The organism is Roseovarius sp. JB2-10, from assembly GCF_055693585.1.
On record NZ_CM146337.1, the window covers coordinates 2,413,331 to 2,428,481 of the forward strand.

The 15,151-nt window shown below is 58.7% G+C and carries 12 protein-coding genes and 2 pseudogenes; 12 read left to right on the plus strand and 2 right to left on the minus strand.

Annotated features, from left to right (window positions below; all coding sequences use genetic code 11):
* Positions 1-50 precede the first annotated feature (50 nt).
* The 12 genes and pseudogenes from ACZ1HJ_RS12150 to murD all read left to right on the plus strand — a co-directional run bounded on the left by ACZ1HJ_RS12150 (position 51) and on the right by murD (position 13,377).
* The gene (locus ACZ1HJ_RS12150) at positions 51-722 is read left to right on the plus strand and encodes a TRAP transporter small permease (RefSeq protein ID WP_472718927.1); all 672 of its coding nucleotides are present in this window, start codon (positions 51-53) and stop codon (positions 720-722) included.
* The gene (locus ACZ1HJ_RS12155; RefSeq protein WP_472718928.1) at positions 722-2,080 is read left to right on the plus strand and encodes a TRAP transporter large permease; all 1,359 of its coding nucleotides are present in this window, start codon (positions 722-724) and stop codon (positions 2,078-2,080) included. The genes ACZ1HJ_RS12150 and ACZ1HJ_RS12155 overlap by 1 nt, the downstream gene beginning before the upstream one ends.
* A 6-nt stretch (positions 2,081-2,086) precedes the next feature.
* Positions 2,087-2,872, plus strand: a complete 786-nt coding sequence (locus tag ACZ1HJ_RS12160) for an IclR family transcriptional regulator (protein WP_472718929.1) — start codon at positions 2,087-2,089, stop codon at positions 2,870-2,872.
* Between the two features lie 630 nt (positions 2,873-3,502).
* Positions 3,503-4,006: a division/cell wall cluster transcriptional repressor MraZ gene (locus ACZ1HJ_RS12165; RefSeq protein WP_472718930.1), complete on the plus strand. Its 504-nt coding sequence runs from the start codon at positions 3,503-3,505 to the stop codon at positions 4,004-4,006.
* 3 nt (positions 4,007-4,009) lie between these two features.
* A complete protein-coding gene (gene rsmH, locus ACZ1HJ_RS12170) occupies positions 4,010-4,993 on the plus strand; it encodes a 16S rRNA (cytosine(1402)-N(4))-methyltransferase RsmH (RefSeq protein WP_472718931.1) in 984 nt (327 codons plus the stop codon).
* Positions 4,993-5,337: a cell division protein FtsL gene (gene ftsL, locus ACZ1HJ_RS12175; protein ID WP_472718932.1), complete on the plus strand. Its 345-nt coding sequence runs from the start codon at positions 4,993-4,995 to the stop codon at positions 5,335-5,337. Before rsmH ends, ftsL begins: the two co-directional genes overlap by 1 nt.
* Positions 5,334-7,118, plus strand: a complete 1,785-nt coding sequence (locus ACZ1HJ_RS12180) for a peptidoglycan D,D-transpeptidase FtsI family protein (protein ID WP_472718933.1) — start codon at positions 5,334-5,336, stop codon at positions 7,116-7,118. The genes ftsL and ACZ1HJ_RS12180 overlap by 4 nt, the downstream gene beginning before the upstream one ends.
* 24 nt (positions 7,119-7,142) lie before the next feature.
* The gene (locus ACZ1HJ_RS12185) at positions 7,143-8,624 is read left to right on the plus strand and encodes a UDP-N-acetylmuramoyl-L-alanyl-D-glutamate--2,6-diaminopimelate ligase (protein WP_472718934.1); all 1,482 of its coding nucleotides are present in this window, start codon (positions 7,143-7,145) and stop codon (positions 8,622-8,624) included.
* Positions 8,621-10,072 (plus strand): UDP-N-acetylmuramoyl-tripeptide--D-alanyl-D-alanine ligase, encoded by a 1,452-nt coding sequence (locus ACZ1HJ_RS12190; protein WP_472718935.1) that lies wholly within the window; start codon positions 8,621-8,623, stop codon positions 10,070-10,072. Before ACZ1HJ_RS12185 ends, ACZ1HJ_RS12190 begins: the two co-directional genes overlap by 4 nt.
* Positions 10,073-11,155, plus strand: a complete 1,083-nt coding sequence (gene mraY / locus ACZ1HJ_RS12195) for a phospho-N-acetylmuramoyl-pentapeptide-transferase (protein WP_472718936.1) — start codon at positions 10,073-10,075, stop codon at positions 11,153-11,155. It begins immediately after the preceding gene.
* 90 nt (positions 11,156-11,245) lie between these two features.
* Positions 11,246-11,911: a hypothetical protein gene (locus ACZ1HJ_RS12200; RefSeq protein WP_472718937.1), complete on the plus strand. Its 666-nt coding sequence runs from the start codon at positions 11,246-11,248 to the stop codon at positions 11,909-11,911.
* 69 nt (positions 11,912-11,980) lie between these two features.
* Positions 11,981-13,377, plus strand: a pseudogene (murD, locus tag ACZ1HJ_RS12205) (UDP-N-acetylmuramoyl-L-alanine--D-glutamate ligase).
* Positions 13,378-13,424: 47 nt separating this feature from the next.
* Here murD and ACZ1HJ_RS12210 read toward each other — a convergent pair.
* Positions 13,425-13,780 (minus strand): annotated as a pseudogene (locus tag ACZ1HJ_RS12210) (helix-turn-helix domain-containing protein).
* A gap of 164 nt (positions 13,781-13,944) precedes the next feature.
* Positions 13,945-15,132: a BaiN/RdsA family NAD(P)/FAD-dependent oxidoreductase gene (locus tag ACZ1HJ_RS12215; protein WP_472718938.1), complete on the minus strand. Its 1,188-nt coding sequence runs from the start codon at positions 15,130-15,132 to the stop codon at positions 13,945-13,947.
* Positions 15,133-15,151: the final 19 nt, after the last annotated feature.

Below are 15,151 nucleotides of genomic sequence, written 5' to 3' on the forward strand. Positions count from 1 at the left end.
GCAGGGAGTTTGGGGCAGCATCGAGTAAAACAAATTAGGGAGGGCAACAGATGTCTATCTGGTCTGACATGGTCACCATCGTCAGTGCGACACTGAGTGGAGACATTAACTTCAAAGTAGTTCAGGCATACCGATCAGATGCCGCATGGTTTGTTTTTGGGCCGTTGACAGTTATTGGCGCCATACTGACGTATTTCATGTACAAAAAAGTGCCCTGGATTGATCGAAATTTCGAACGGGCCGTCATTGTCTATACCTATATCATCATCGCGTTGATCATCTTTGTAGGTGTGATCCAGCGCTTTGTCTTTGCGTCCCAGGTGCCGTGGTCCACGACGATCCCGCCGCTCCTGTTCATGATCATGGCGTGGTACGGATGTTCCTATAACGTCAAGCTGCGGACGCATTTGAGTTTCAGCGAATTCCGCACCAAAATGGGCCGCTCGGGTCAATTGACATGCCTGATGCTGGACAATGTGTTGTGGTTCATTTTCTGCATCATCGTTGTCACGACAACGGCACGCGTGACCGTGAACACCTATGACAACTTCGCCATCGTTTTGGGCACCGACAACGTCATGCGTTGGTGGTTCCTGGTGACCATGCCGATTTGCTTCATCATGATGGCCGGTCGCGTTCTGGAAAACACGCTTGAAGATCTTGCGAACTTCCGGGAAGGCAAACCGCTTATTCAACAAGCCGTAATCGGGGGAGATGTCTGATGACCGACGGAACATGGATTACACTCATCTCGCTCGGCGTGACCTTTCTCTTTATGCTTGGCACACCGGTTCTGTTGATCATCTTCTACTGGGTTGTGGGCTGTAGCTTTGTTCTCGACCTGACGCTGGACAACACCGGCGCAGAGATGCTCAACGTCTTCAAAGACGGGTTCGCGCTCTTGGCGATGCCGCTCTTTATCCTGACCGGTGACTTGATCAACAAGTCCGGGATCGCCAAACGACTGTCCGATTATGCCTATGCCTGTCTGGGCTGGTTGCGCGGCGGTCTGGCAATGGCCTCCATCGGGGCCTGTGGCCTCTTCGCCGCGATCTCCGGATCGAACTCGGCGACCACGGCGACAATCGGTTCGATGCTGCATCCTGAAATGGTCAAAGGCGGCTATGACGAACGCTTCTCCGCGGCAACCGCGGCGGCGGGTGGTACAGTCGGGATCATCATTCCACCGTCGATCATCTTCATCGTCTACGGCTTCCTGATGAACCTTGAGGTTGGTCAGCTCTTCCTCGCGGGTATCATCCCGGGTGTCCTGATGGTTCTGGCCATGATGATGGTCTGCTTTGTTGTGTGTACGCTCAACAAATGGGGCATCCTGATCAACATCAGCCCGACGCGCATTGTCAAAACGGCAATTGGCGCCTGGCTGGGTTTCTTCGCCATTGGTCTTGTGCTCTGGGGCATCTACACCGGTAAGTTCTCACCAACAGAAGCTGCGGGTGTGACAGTTGGATTTGGTATCATCGTGGGTCTGATCAGCTACCCGCTGAACAAGCTCATGGGCTCTGATTCCAGCACACCGATCGATCAAAAATCGATCTCCTCGATGTTCGTGGTCGAAGGCTTCACATTGCCCGAGATCCCGTCAATCGTGGTACGGTCCGCACAGATCACCGGTATTCTTGCGCCGCTGATCGCCGTATCGGTCGTGATGCAGCAGATCCTGTCCCTTCTGGGTGCACAGGAAACCATCGGTGGTTTCGTGACCAGCATGGGCGGCTACTATCCGGTGCTCTTCACGTCGATGGCGATGGTGTTCGTTGCGGGTATGATCCTGGAAAGTCTTCCGGTGACGATTATCATGGCACCAATCCTTGCACCTATCGCGGCCTCCGTTGGGGTTGATCCGATCCACTTCTCGGTCATCTTCCTCGTCGGCGCATCGATTGGGTTCATTACGCCACCTTACGGATTGAACCTTTACGTTGCATCTGGTGTAACAGGGGTCCCATATTTCAAGTTGTTGCGCTACTCAACGATGTACCTGTTCTCTCTGATTGCAGTGTGGATCCTTGTGGCGTTGACACCTGAATTGGCACTGTTCTTGCTACCAAACCAGTAGGGTGAAATGCCGAAAGAAAGCAGCAATCTGATGGAAAACGACGGGCAAATCCCGACCAACCTCAGATTGCTTATCATCCTCGAAGAAGTCGCACGGGCAGGCGTACCAGTGAAGCCAGCAACAATTGGCAAACTGGTCGGCCTGCCCAAGCCGACGGTCCACCGCCTCTTCCAAACGGCAGAGGCGGAAGGATTTCTACAACGCGATCTGGATGGCAGGTCCTATGGGCCGGGGCCCCGGTTGCGTGATCTGGCGGTCAACGTCATTTCCTCACAGCATATGCGCACTGCGCGCCTGGCCATCCTCAAATCCGTCGCCGAAGAGATTGGGGAAACCTGCAACCTGGCGACGCCGGACCGGGAAGGGATGGTCTATCTCGACCGGGTCGAAACACATTGGCCATTGCGCATTCAGCTGCCAGTGGGCTCACAGGTGCCGTTCCATTGCACCGCCAGCGGCAAGATGTATCTGGCCTCGCTCAAACCAACGATCCTTGAAGGGTTCCTGTCGGCCAGCAGGTTGGAAACCTGTACCGACCGCACGATCACGTCGTCTGACGAGCTGCGGGCTGAGGTCGAGGCCACGCGGGAGCGTGGGTATTCGATCGACAATGAAGAATTCATGACCGGCATGACCGCCATTGCGGTGCCGGTCACAGACGGGCAGGGGCGGCTTGTGGCCACCCTATCCGTGCACGTGCCGGTGCCGCGCCGCACCCTTGAGGACCTTCTGACCGCTTTGCCGGTTTTGCAGGCCGGCGCGCAAAAGCTGTCTCAGCTGAACGTCGACTAACCCCATAAAGTCTGATTTCCGGGAATTCGTGGGAAACAACATGTGTTTGCTGCGATTCCGCCCTTTCCAAACGAATCACGCCGTGGGATTGCGCCCATGTAAGGGCTGTGATCGCGGGAAATCATACGATATGTGATGGGTAACGATGGTATTTTGAATAAATTTTGGGAATTTATGGTACCGATTTACCCAGTCAAAAATCGCCTGATGCAATCTACATATAGTGTTTTAGTTTAATTTAGATACCAATTGAAGTGCAAAATTCAGCAATTTGACCACATCATCTTGTTTTTGGAGGGCGCTCAAAACAAGATGATGTGTCAATAAAGGTCAAATTTATGTTGATTTCCATGATTTCCCATGTCATCCCTATAACCACGATGAGGACGGGAAAATAAGGGGCGACTTAGAACCCCGAAACAAAACTCCCAAGTCAGGTTTCATACAGGCCCCGATTTCATCGAAACTAAGGATCCGGCGCGCGGGCGAGCAGACATCCCCCCAGGTGGCGCGCGCAGCTGGACACACCCCGCATAGCGGGACGAGGGCGGCGGATTGGGCAGTGGCAGCAGCTCAATCCGCCGTTTCGTTTTAACGAGGTAATTGGGGGAGAGAGAGGCCAGCGGGACAGTGGTTCTGAGCTTCAGAGGCGAATTCAACCAGAAGGTTGACGGCAAGGGACGCATGTCGATCCCGGCCGATTTTCGTGCCGTGCTCTCCGATGGTGACCCGCGTTGCCCTGAAAATCCTTTACCGCGCTTGGTTGTTCTGCATGGGCCCCATCTCAAGGGATGCCTGCACGCCTACACAATAGATGCCATGGCCGAGATCGAAGCCGGTATTCGTGAACTTCCCCGCGGCTCGGTCGAGCGCAAGCGCGCCAGCCGTCTGATCCTGGGCAAATCCTGGGACACTGAGATTGAAAAGGACGGTCGCATCGTCCTGCCACAGCGTCTGCGTCAGCAGATCGGTCTGGAAGGCGAGGCGGTGATGGTTGCCATGGGCGACTATTTCGAGATCTGGAACGCCAAGACCTATGAAGAGGTCGAAGCCGCCGAGACCAATGACTGGCTCGATGGCATGCCCGAGGATTACGATCCGCTCACCTTGATCAGCCCGCCTGGCGGGGAGTGATCAATGGGGAGTGCTGCCGCCGATATCCCCCATGTTCCGGTGCTCATCGCGCCGCTGATTGCCGCTTGCTCCCCGATTGAAGGGATCTGGCTGGACGGCACGTTTGGCGCGGGTGGGTATTCCCGTGCCTTGCTGGATGCGGGCGCAGACAAGGTGATCGGGATCGACCGCGACCCGCTGGCCTTTGATCTGGCTGCCCCCTGGGCGGGCACATATGGCAACCGGTTGGAGCTGGTCGAAAGTGTCTTTTCGCAGATGGATGATCATGCCAGCGATCTGGATGGCGTGGTGCTGGATCTGGGTGTCAGTTCGATGCAGCTTGATCAGGCCGAGCGCGGATTCTCCTTCATGAAGGACGGCCCGCTGGACATGCGGATGAGCCAGGAGGGGCGAACCGCGGCCGATCTGGTCAACAACGCATCCGAAGGCGAACTGGCCGATATTCTCTATCTCTACGGCGAAGAACGCGCCAGCCGTCGCATTGCGCGCGCCATCGTCAAGGCCCGTGCCGACGCGCCGATCAACACGACGCTGCAACTGGCAGAAATCATTGAAAAATGCCTCCCGCGCGCCAAGCCCGGACAGGCCCACCCGGCCACACGTAGCTTTCAGGCGATACGCATTGCGGTGAACGATGAATATGGTGAATTGATCGGCGGGCTGGAGGCAGCCGAACGTGCGCTGAAGCCACAAGGGCAGTTGGCGGTTGTGACCTTCCACTCGATCGAAGACCGGATGGTCAAACGGTTCCTGCAGGCGCGTGCCGATGGGGGCGGGCGCGGTAGCCGTCATGCGCCGGCCACGGCGGTCAGTGCGCCACAATTCACGCTCAAGAGCCGCAAGGCCATCGGGCCCGACAAGACCGAACTATCGGTCAATCCACGCGCACGTAGCGCCAAGCTGCGCGTTGCCATCCGCACCGACGCGGCACCCGGCACAACAGATCGCAAAGCGATCGGCATGCCGCAACTGAAAGGGGACATGTAATGCGTAGTTTTTTCCTTGGGATGACCGCCTGTCTGGTGATTGGTTTGGCCTTCTGGGCGTATCATGAAAACTATGAAACCCAGGAAGCTCTGAGCGAGGCTGAAACGCTGCAGCGCGAGATCAGTCAGGCGCGCCAGCGTCTGCGGGTCCTGAACGCTGAATGGGCTTATCTGAACCGCCCCGACCGGTTGCGCGATCTGGCAGAAATCAATTTTGACAAGCTCGGGCTGTTGCATCTGCAGCCCTCGCAATTCGGCAAGATCGATCAGGTGGCCTACCCGCCTGAGGAGACGTTGCCGATCACCAATCCTGTTGACGTTATCAATCTGGAGCCCACCGAATGATCCGAACGCCTCTGCGCCCGCTGGCCCGTATTCTGGATGCCCGCAACAAGGGTGAAAACCCGGATGCGATCGAGCGCGAAAACATCCGTCTGCGCCATGAAGAAATGCGCGACAAGGCGCGCAGCCGCGCCGAGGGGCGGCTTTTGGTCATGGGCGCCATGTTCTTTTGTGCCTTTGCCGTTGTGGGTGGGCGCATGGGTGTTCTGGCGAGTTCCGAGCCAAGCGAGCCGCGCAGTTCCGTGGCCGGGGCCAGCATCATTGCTGAGCGCGCTGACATCGTGGATCGCAAGGGGCGCGTGCTTGCCACGAATTTCGAGACGCATAGTCTTTATGCTCAGCCTCAGCAGATGATTGAGCCGCAAAAAGCGGCGGACAAGCTTGTCGAAATCTTCCCTGATCTGGACCGGGAGCGGTTGATCAAGGATTTCACTGGCAAGCGTAAGTTCCTGTGGATCAAAAAGAAAATTAGCCCTGAGCAAATGCAGGCTGTGCATGAGTTGGGGGAGCCGGGGTTGTTGTTTGGCCCCCGCGAGATGCGGCTATATCCCAACGGCAAGCTTGCCGCGCACGTCATGGGCGGTGCCAGCTTTGGCCGCGAAGGGGTTGATGCGGCCGAAGTCATTGGTGTGGCCGGCGTCGAGAAGCATTTTGATGCGCGCCTGCGCGACCCGGCACGTGGTCACGAACCCTTGAAGCTGTCGATTGACATGTCGGTGCAATCCGCCACCGAACGCGTGCTTTATGGTGGCATGAAGCTGATGAACGCCAAAGGCGCGGCGGCCGTGCTGATGGACATCCACACGGGCGAGCTTCTGGCGCTGGCATCCCTGCCAGATTTTGACCCGAACAACCGCCCGCGTCCTCCGGTAGAGGGCAACCCGTCTGACAGTCCGCTCTTTAACCGGGCGGTGCAGGGCGTTTATGAATTGGGCAGCACATTCAAGATTTTCACCGTGGTGCAGGCGATGGATCTGGGGCTGGTGAACCCGTCCACGGTGATCGACATCAAGGGCCCTCTGACATGGGGCAAGCACAAGATCCGCGATTTCCACAACTATGGCAAAGAGCTAGCCGTCAGCGGCGTGATCGTGAAATCCTCCAACATCGGCACGGCCCGCATCGCGCAGATGATCGGCGCCAAACGGCAACAGGAATTTTTGCGTCAAATGGGGTTCTTCGAGGCCACCCCGCTGGAGATTGTCGAGGCCAAAGGCGGCAAACCACTCCTGCCGCCGAAATGGTCCGAACTCTCTGCCATGACAATTTCCTTTGGTCACGGCCTGTCGACCAGCCCGCTGCATCTGGCCTCGGGCTATGCGGCGATTGCCAATGGCGGCACGCTGGTCACGCCGACATTGCTGAAGCAACCACGCGGCCAGTTGGGGCCGCGAGTGATGTCCGAACGCTCTGCCGCAGCGGCGCGCAAAATGCTGCGCGAAGTGGTGACAGAAGGCACGGCCAGTTTTGGCGAGGTCGAAGGCTATGCGGTGGCTGGTAAAACCGGCACTGCCGACAAGCCCAAGGAACGCGGGGGCGGGTACCACAAGGACAAGGTCATCGCGACCTTCGCCAGCTTTTTTCCCGCCCATGACCCGCGCTACGTGTTGGTCGTGACGCTGGATGAACCTGTTGAAACCTCGGGTCGGGAACCGCGCCGGACCGCTGGCTGGACCGCAGTGCCCGTTGCCGCCGAGGTTATTCGCCGGGTGGCGCCGCTTCTGGGATTGCGCCCTGTGATTGAACCTGCTGCGTTAGGCAGTATAACCCTTACATCCAATTGACCCAAAGGTTAGGGGAATTCGGTGGTGGGGCAGAGTAGATCACTGGCAGAACTGGGCTTGACGGCCCAGGCCGGACGCAAGGCGGACGTGACCGGGCTCGCGGTGGATAGCCGTGATGTCAAAGATGGTTATCTGTTTGCGGCATTGCCCGGTACCCGCGTGCATGGCGGCGAATTTATCCAATATGCGCTGCGCATGGGGGCTGCGGCCATTTTGACCGACACACATGGCGCCCGCATCGCACACGAAGTGCTGGCCGAAAGCGAGGCCGCGCTGATCCTGGCTGAAGATCCGCGCCAGACGCTGGCCTTTGCCGCCGCCTTGTGGTTCGAGGCGCAGCCAGAGGTGATGGTGGCCGTGACGGGCACCAATGGCAAAACCTCCGTCGCCAGTTTCGCGCGCCAGATCTGGACCGAGCTGGGTCTGGATGCGGTCAACCTGGGTACCACCGGCGTTGAGGGTGCTTATACCGCGCCCTTGATGCACACCACGCCCGAACCCATCACGCTGCACCGCGTTCTGGCGGAAGCCGAGGGGGCAGGCGTGACCCATGCGGCGATGGAAGCGTCGAGCCACGGGTTAGAACAACGGCGGCTGGACGGCGTGCGCATTCAGGCGGCGGGATTTACCAATTTCACCCAGGATCATCTGGATTACCACGCGGATTTTGAAGAGTATTTTGCCGCCAAGGCCGGGCTTTTTGCCCGCGTTTTGCCCGAGGATGGCACCGCCGTGATCAACATCGATGACAGCCGCGGCACCGATATGCTGGCAATCGCGCAGGCGCGCGGTCAGGGTATCATCACCGTAGGCCGCGATGAGGGGGCTGATCTGCATCTGGCCGATCAACGCTATGAGGCAACGGGCCAGCGCGTGCGCTTTGCCTGGCACGGCGAAGTCCACCAGATGAAACTGGACCTGATCGGAGGTTTTCAGGGCGAAAACCTGCTTCTGGCGGCGGGGCTTTGCATTGGCGCGGGCGCAGATCCGGACCGTGTGTTCGAGACCTTGCCGCATATGAAAACCGTGCGGGGCCGGATGCAACTGGCTGCGACGCGCGAGAACGGTGCAACGGTCTTTGTGGATTATGCCCACACACCTGATGCGGTGGCCACGGCGCTCCAGGCGCTGCGCCCTCATGTGATGGGCCGTTTGATTGCCATTGTCGGTGCGGGTGGGGATCGCGACCCCGGCAAGCGGCCCCTGATGGGTCAGGCTGCGGCGGATAACGCCGATCTGGTGATCGTGACCGATGACAACCCCCGCTCCGAAGATCCCGCCAGCATCCGCGCGGCAGTGATGCAAGGCTGCCCCGAGGCCACCAATGTAGGTGACCGGGCCGAGGCGATCCTGCGCGGGGTCGATGCGCTTGGCCCTGGCGATGCCTTGTTGATTTCCGGCAAAGGGCACGAAACCGGCCAGATCGTGGGCGATGACATTCTGCCCTTTGATGACAGCGAACAGGCCAGCGTGGCTGTGGCCGCGTTGGACGGAGGTCTGGCATGAGCCTTTGGACCGCTGCTGACGCCGCAACGGCCACTGGCGGAAAATCCCAAGGCGATTGGCAGGCATCCGGCGTTTCCATCGACACACGCACGCTTGCACCCGGCGATCTTTTTGTTGCGCTCAAGGACATTCGCGACGGCCATGAATTTGTAGCACAAGCCCTGGCCAAGGGTGCCGCGGCCGCGATGGTCAGCCATATTCCGGACGACGTGGCGGCGGATGCACCGCTCCTGATTGTTGATAACGTGTTGCCCGCATTGGAAAAACTGGGTGAGGCGGCACGCGCCCGCACCGAGGCCCGTGTTGTGGCTGTCACAGGGTCCGTGGGCAAGACATCGACCAAGGAAATGCTGCGCGACGTGCTGAAATCCCAGGGTAAGACCCATGCGGCCGAGGCCAGTTACAACAACCATTGGGGCGTGCCGCTGACGTTGGCGCGGATGCCGGTGGATACGCAGTTTGCAGTGATCGAAATCGGCATGAACCACCCCGGTGAAATTGCCCCTTTGGCGCGTATGGCGCGCCCGCACGTGGCGATGATCACCACGGTGGCCGCCGCGCATCTTGAGGCGTTTGACGATATCAGCGGCATTGCCCGTGAAAAGGCGGCGATCTTTGACGGGCTGGAACCGGGTGGTGTTGCGATCATCAACGCAGATCTCGATACCACGCCGATTTTGACCGAAAAGGCCAACCATGTCGGTGCCCGCATCGTGACTTTTGGAGAGACGGACGCGGATTTCGCCCTGTCGAACGTGACCCTGAGCAATGACAGAACCATTGTGCAGGCGCTGTTGCGGGACGATCCGGTGCTCTTCAAGATCAACAGTGCCGGTCGACATTTCGCAATGAACGGGCTGGCGGTTCTGGCGGCGGTTGACGCGTTGGACGGTGATTGCGGCATGGCGGCCGTGGACATTGCGGGGTGGGTGCCACCGGCAGGGCGCGGCACGCGCGAAATCATTGCGCTCGACGAGGTCGAGGAAAACAAGACCATCGACCTGATCGATGACGCCTTTAACGCAAACCCAACGTCAATGGCTGCAGCTCTGGAAGTCCTGGCGGCGGCAACCCCAAGCGATGATATCGGTCGCGTGGCCAAGGGCCGGCGGATCGCCATTCTGGGCGACATGCTGGAACTGGGTTCCGAGGAATCCGCCCTGCATCGCGACATCGCTGATCTGCCCTATATCAGCGCGCTGCACGTGATCCACTGCGTGGGGCCGCGGATGCAGACGCTCTGGCAGGCACTGCCCGAGCCAATACGGGGTCGGCAGGTTGACACTGCCGAAGAATTGGCAGAACAGGCCCATCGCATCATCGACGCAGGCGATGTGGTGCTGGTCAAAGGCTCCAAAGGCAGCCGTGTCAGCCTGGTGGTGGATGCCCTGCGCAAGGCGGGCAGGGTGCTCGACACCCAAAAAGACGCCCAGAGAGGGGACGCATAGATGCTCTATTGGTTGACGTTGTGGTCGGATGGTGGGGATTTCTACAACCTGTTTCGCTACATCACGTTCCGTTCGGGCGGGGCGTTTCTGACGGCGCTTGTGTTCGGCTTCATCTTCGGCAAACCCCTGATCAACGTGTTGCGCCGCAAACAGGGCAAGGGTCAACCCATTCGTGATGACGGCCCCGAGGGCCATTTCGTAAAGGCAGGCACGCCCACGATGGGCGGTTTGTTGATTGTGGGCGCGCTTCTGACCTCGACCATCCTATGGGCACGTCTTGATAACCCGTTCATTTGGCTTGTTCTTTTTGTTACGATGTCCTTTGGCATGATCGGATTTCTGGATGACTACGCCAAGGTGTCGAAACAAACCGTCTCGGGCGTACCTGGCAAATTGCGCCTTGGGCTGGGGTTCCTGATTGCCGGGATTGCCGCCTATTGGGCCACGCTGGCGCATCCCGAGGCGCTGCAATACAAACTTGCCCTGCCGGTCTTTAAAGACACGCTGATCAACATGGGATACTTCTTCATTCCCTTCGCCATGTTTGTCATTGTGGGGGCTGCGAACTCTGTGAACCTGACCGATGGTTTGGATGGATTGGCCATCATGCCGGTGATGATCGCGGCGGGCACGTTGGGCCTGATTGCCTATGCTGTCGGGCGCGTTGACTTCACCGAATATCTGGACGTGCATTACGTGCCGGGGACCGGTGAAATCATGGTCTTTGTCGCGGGGCTTTGTGGCGGCGGGCTTGGGTTCTTGTGGTACAACGCGCCGCCGGCGGCCGTCTTCATGGGCGATACCGGCTCGCTGGCTCTGGGCGGTGCGTTGGGGGCCATTGCGGTTGCCGCCAAGCACGAGATTGTGCTGGGCATCGTGGGCGGGCTTTTTGTGGTCGAAGCGCTCAGCGTGATCATTCAGGTGCTCTATTTCAAAAGCACGGGTAAACGCGTTTTCCTGATGGCGCCGATCCACCATCACTATGAGAAAAAGGGATGGGCCGAGCCGCAGATCGTCATCCGGTTCTGGATCATCGCACTGATCCTGGCAATGATCGGATTGGCCACGCTCAAGGTGCGGTAAACCCGCGCCTCCGGGTCAAAACATCGCTGGACAAGAGGCATGGCTTGCTGGCAGCTTTGGCGCAGGTTTGCATGATTTTTGGATAGCGACTTGGAATTACCCACAATCACCTTCGCGCTTGGAACCATAGGCTGGGATGCGGTTTCAGCGGTATCGGGCTTTGTGATCGCCGCCGTCGGTATCGCCATCGGCAGCGCCTTGCGACGGCGGGAAAAACGTTCGCAGCAATATGCATTGCTGGCGGAGTACCGCAGTGAAATCATCGATTTTTCGGAGAAATTCTTCGACACAGTATCCGAAGCTCTGGCTGTTCAGGCCTGTACTGATGGCGGCAAGCCGGATATGCGCGAGCTGGACAAGTTAAGCTCGAAACTGTCCAGCCTGGCCGATACAGGCCGGTTTCTTTTTCCCAATGACGTGAGTGCCAATGATGACCATGGCGCCCATAAGGGGCCGGCGTTTGCCGGGCATCGCCGTCCGCCGCTCGATGCGATACTCGCGGCGCATTATTCGGTCGAGGCGATGAAGAGAACCGGCGACGGCAAAAAGATCTATCTTGAAAGAGCGCTGACAGAACTCGAAAAAACCGGGCAGCCCATGACCCAGCCGGTGCGCGAGTCCGACCCGGTCTATTTGCTGGTTCAAAGTCGGCGGTGTTATTTGAACTGCGTTGTGCCCGACACATTCCCGCGCGAATGGTTGTCGATGTTCTCGGAACTTCTGGGCCCGATGAAAACCAGCGGCAAGACCTCCTGATCTCACGTGCCTCTGGCCAAGATGAGTATCATGCGCTAGCGATATGTCCCAAGGAATGAAGGGCAGGAAATGATACCAGTCAGGGGGTTTGAAGGGCGCGAGGTTGCGGTACTGGGCTTGGGCCGTTCGGGTTTGAGCGCGGCACATGCGCTTGCTGCGGGAGGTGCGAAACCGGTCTGCTGGGACGATAATCCGGAGGCGCGCGCCCGTGCCGAGGCCGCCGGGTTTGACATAAGGGACCTGTCGCGCGACGGCGCATTTGACAGTGTCGCCAGCCTGATTGTCAGCCCCGGTATCCCGCATCTCTACCCCGAACCCAACCGGATTGTGGCGGCCGCGCAGGCCGCAATGGTGCCGGTTGATAATGATATCGGGCTTTTCTTCCGGTCATTCGGCTCGGGCGATTGGCACCAGATGGAACAACCGCCCAAGGTGATCGCGGTCACCGGAAGCAATGGCAAATCCACCACGTCGGCGCTGATCCACCATGTGCTGACAGAGGCTGGAAAACCCTCGCAACTGGCCGGGAATATTGGCCGGGGTGTGCTAGATATCGAGCCGCCTGAGGATGGCGGCGTGGTGGTACTGGAACTCAGCAGTTACCAGACCGAACTGGCGCGCGCACTGACGCCGGATGTCGCTGTTTTCACCAATCTCAGCCCTGATCATCTGGACCGTCACGGCGGGCTTGGCGGGTACTTTGCCGCCAAGCGCAGGCTTTTTGCAGAGGGGGGCCGGACCGGTCGGTGATTGGCGTGGATGAAGCGGAAGGCATCTATCTGGCCGGTGAACTCAGCCAAGGTGCCACGGATGACAGCGTGATACGCGTTTCCGTGTCGCGGAAGCTATCGGGCCCGGGGTGGTCTGTTTTCGCCCGCAAGGGATTTTTGTCGGAGTATCGCAAGGGCCGACAGGCAGGATCGGTGGATTTGCGTCCAATCAAGGGCTTGCCCGGCGCGCATAACCACCAGAATGCCTGCGCCGCCTATGCCGCCTGTCGCACATTGGGTTTGGCGCCCAAGGTGATCGCCGCCGGGTTCCAGAGTTTTGCGGGGTTGCCGCATCGCAGTCAGGTGATCGCAGAGGCAAATGGCGTCAGTTACGTCAACGACAGCAAGGCGACCAATGTCGACAGCGCGCTCAAGGCGCTTCAGGCCTTTTCCAAAATCCGCTGGATTTGCGGTGGTTTGGCCAAGGATGGCGGCATGTCAGGGCTGAAGCCGGGCTTTGACAATGTAATCAAGGCATATGTCATTGGTCGCGAGGCGGCGGGTTTTGCGCTCGAGCTGGAGGGCGTGGAAACCGAAACCTGTACCACGATGGAACGTGCTGTCGCGCGCGCGGTCGCAGAGGCTCAGGCCGGGGAGACCGTTTTGCTGGCCCCCGCGGCGGCCAGTTTTGATCAGTATGATAGCTTTGAAAAACGCGGCGATGACTTCATAGCGCAGGTTGAACGGCACCTTTGACCGCGCGCCCGTTGCGTGCGGCGGTTGGAACCGGCTGATCGGGGTGGTTATTGCGTGCCAGGTTCCGCCAGCGCCACAGCCAAATTGTGCAACGCTGCCCGCTTGTGCTCAGAGATTTTGTAATAGCTCGAAACCAGCAAGGCCGCGCTGTGATCCGCCATTATCTCTTCCATATCCGTGTCATCATTCTCGGGGAGTCGAAAAAGAAAGACACGGGGACATCGAGAGCGCGTGAGATTTCCCATAATTTAGAGGCGCTTACCCGGTTTCCACCGGTTTCGTACTTTTGAATTTGCTGGAACCTGAGGCCAATTCGTTCGCCGAGTTCCTGTTGCGACATGCCAACCATCCAGCGACGAAACCGGATGCGCCGCCCCACAAAAGCATCTGTCACCTCTGTCATATCCCTCACTCCAACATGCCAATTGCGCCTGCGTGGCACCGTCGGTGCCGACGGGGAACAATAGTTAACAAACCGGAAAATTTGTATTCGTGTGATTACCTATGCCGCTGACAAGGTCGCGGGAAACGCACACATGGGCCGTTTGGTATGCGCGTCAGTGCTATCTAATTGATGCGAGAGCTGCGAATGGCCTGTCCCGCGGCCCAGCCCGAACTCCACGCCCATTGGAAATTGTAGCCACCGAGCCAGCCGGTCACGTCCACCGCTTCGCCTATGAAATAGAGGCCCGGCACGATGTTCGACATCATTGTTTTTGACGAGAGCCCGCCTGTATCAATACCACCCAATGTGACCTCGGCGGTGCGGTAGCCCTCTGAACCGCTAGGTTTGAGCCGCCAGTGCTTGAGGGTATGCTCCAACGCCTCAAGACGCGCATCGGATTGGTCCGCGAGGTTTCCCGACAGACCTAGCTGCGGTGCAAGATACTCAACCAGCCGGGCGGGCAGGTGGCGCGCCAACTCGGTTGTCAGGTTACGCCGCCCTTCCTTCTGTCGTTGCGCGCGCAGGGCGTCGCACAGTGAAATCTCGGGCAAAAGATCAAGTGAAATTTCCTCGCCTTCCGACCAGTAAGACGAGATTTGCAGGATCGCAGGGCCGGAAAGACCGCGATGGGTGAAGAGCACAGCCTCATCAAATCCTGTCCGGTCATTCGAAACACGCGCGGGCGTCGCCACGCCGGACAGACCCGCAAAGGGGGTGTCGGAAAACGTCAATGGAACAAGGGCCGGACGGGTCTGCGTCACCTTGTGACCGAACTGGGCTGCGATGTCGTAGGCAAGGCCCGTGGCACCCATTTTGGGGATGGATTTGCCCCCTGTGGCAACGACGACATGGCGTGCGGTAACGGTAATATCCTTGCCGTCCTGCTCCAGTATGGCAGTAAAGGTCTGACCGTCATGCGACAGGGATTTCAGCACCGTCTGCAGCCAAAGTTCGGCACCGGCAGCGGCCATTTCAGCCCTCAACATGGCGATGATCTGGGGGGACTTACCGTCGCAAAAGAGCTGTCCCAGTGTTTTTTCGTGCCAGGTGATGCCGTGGCGCGCCAGGAGGTCTATGAAATCCCATTGAGTATAGCGGCTGAGCGCGGATTTGCAGAAATGCGGGTTGGACGAGATGAAATTGTTCGGCCCCGCGTGCAGATTGGTAAAGTTGCAACGCCCGCCGCCAGAGATGCGAATTTTTTCGCCGGGCGCCTTGGCGTGATCGATGATCAAGGTGTTTGGCCCGGCATGCGCCGCGCACATCATCCCGGCGGCACCCGCGCCCAATATCAACGTCTCGACCTGCATGGAAGGTGCCCTGCCTGAG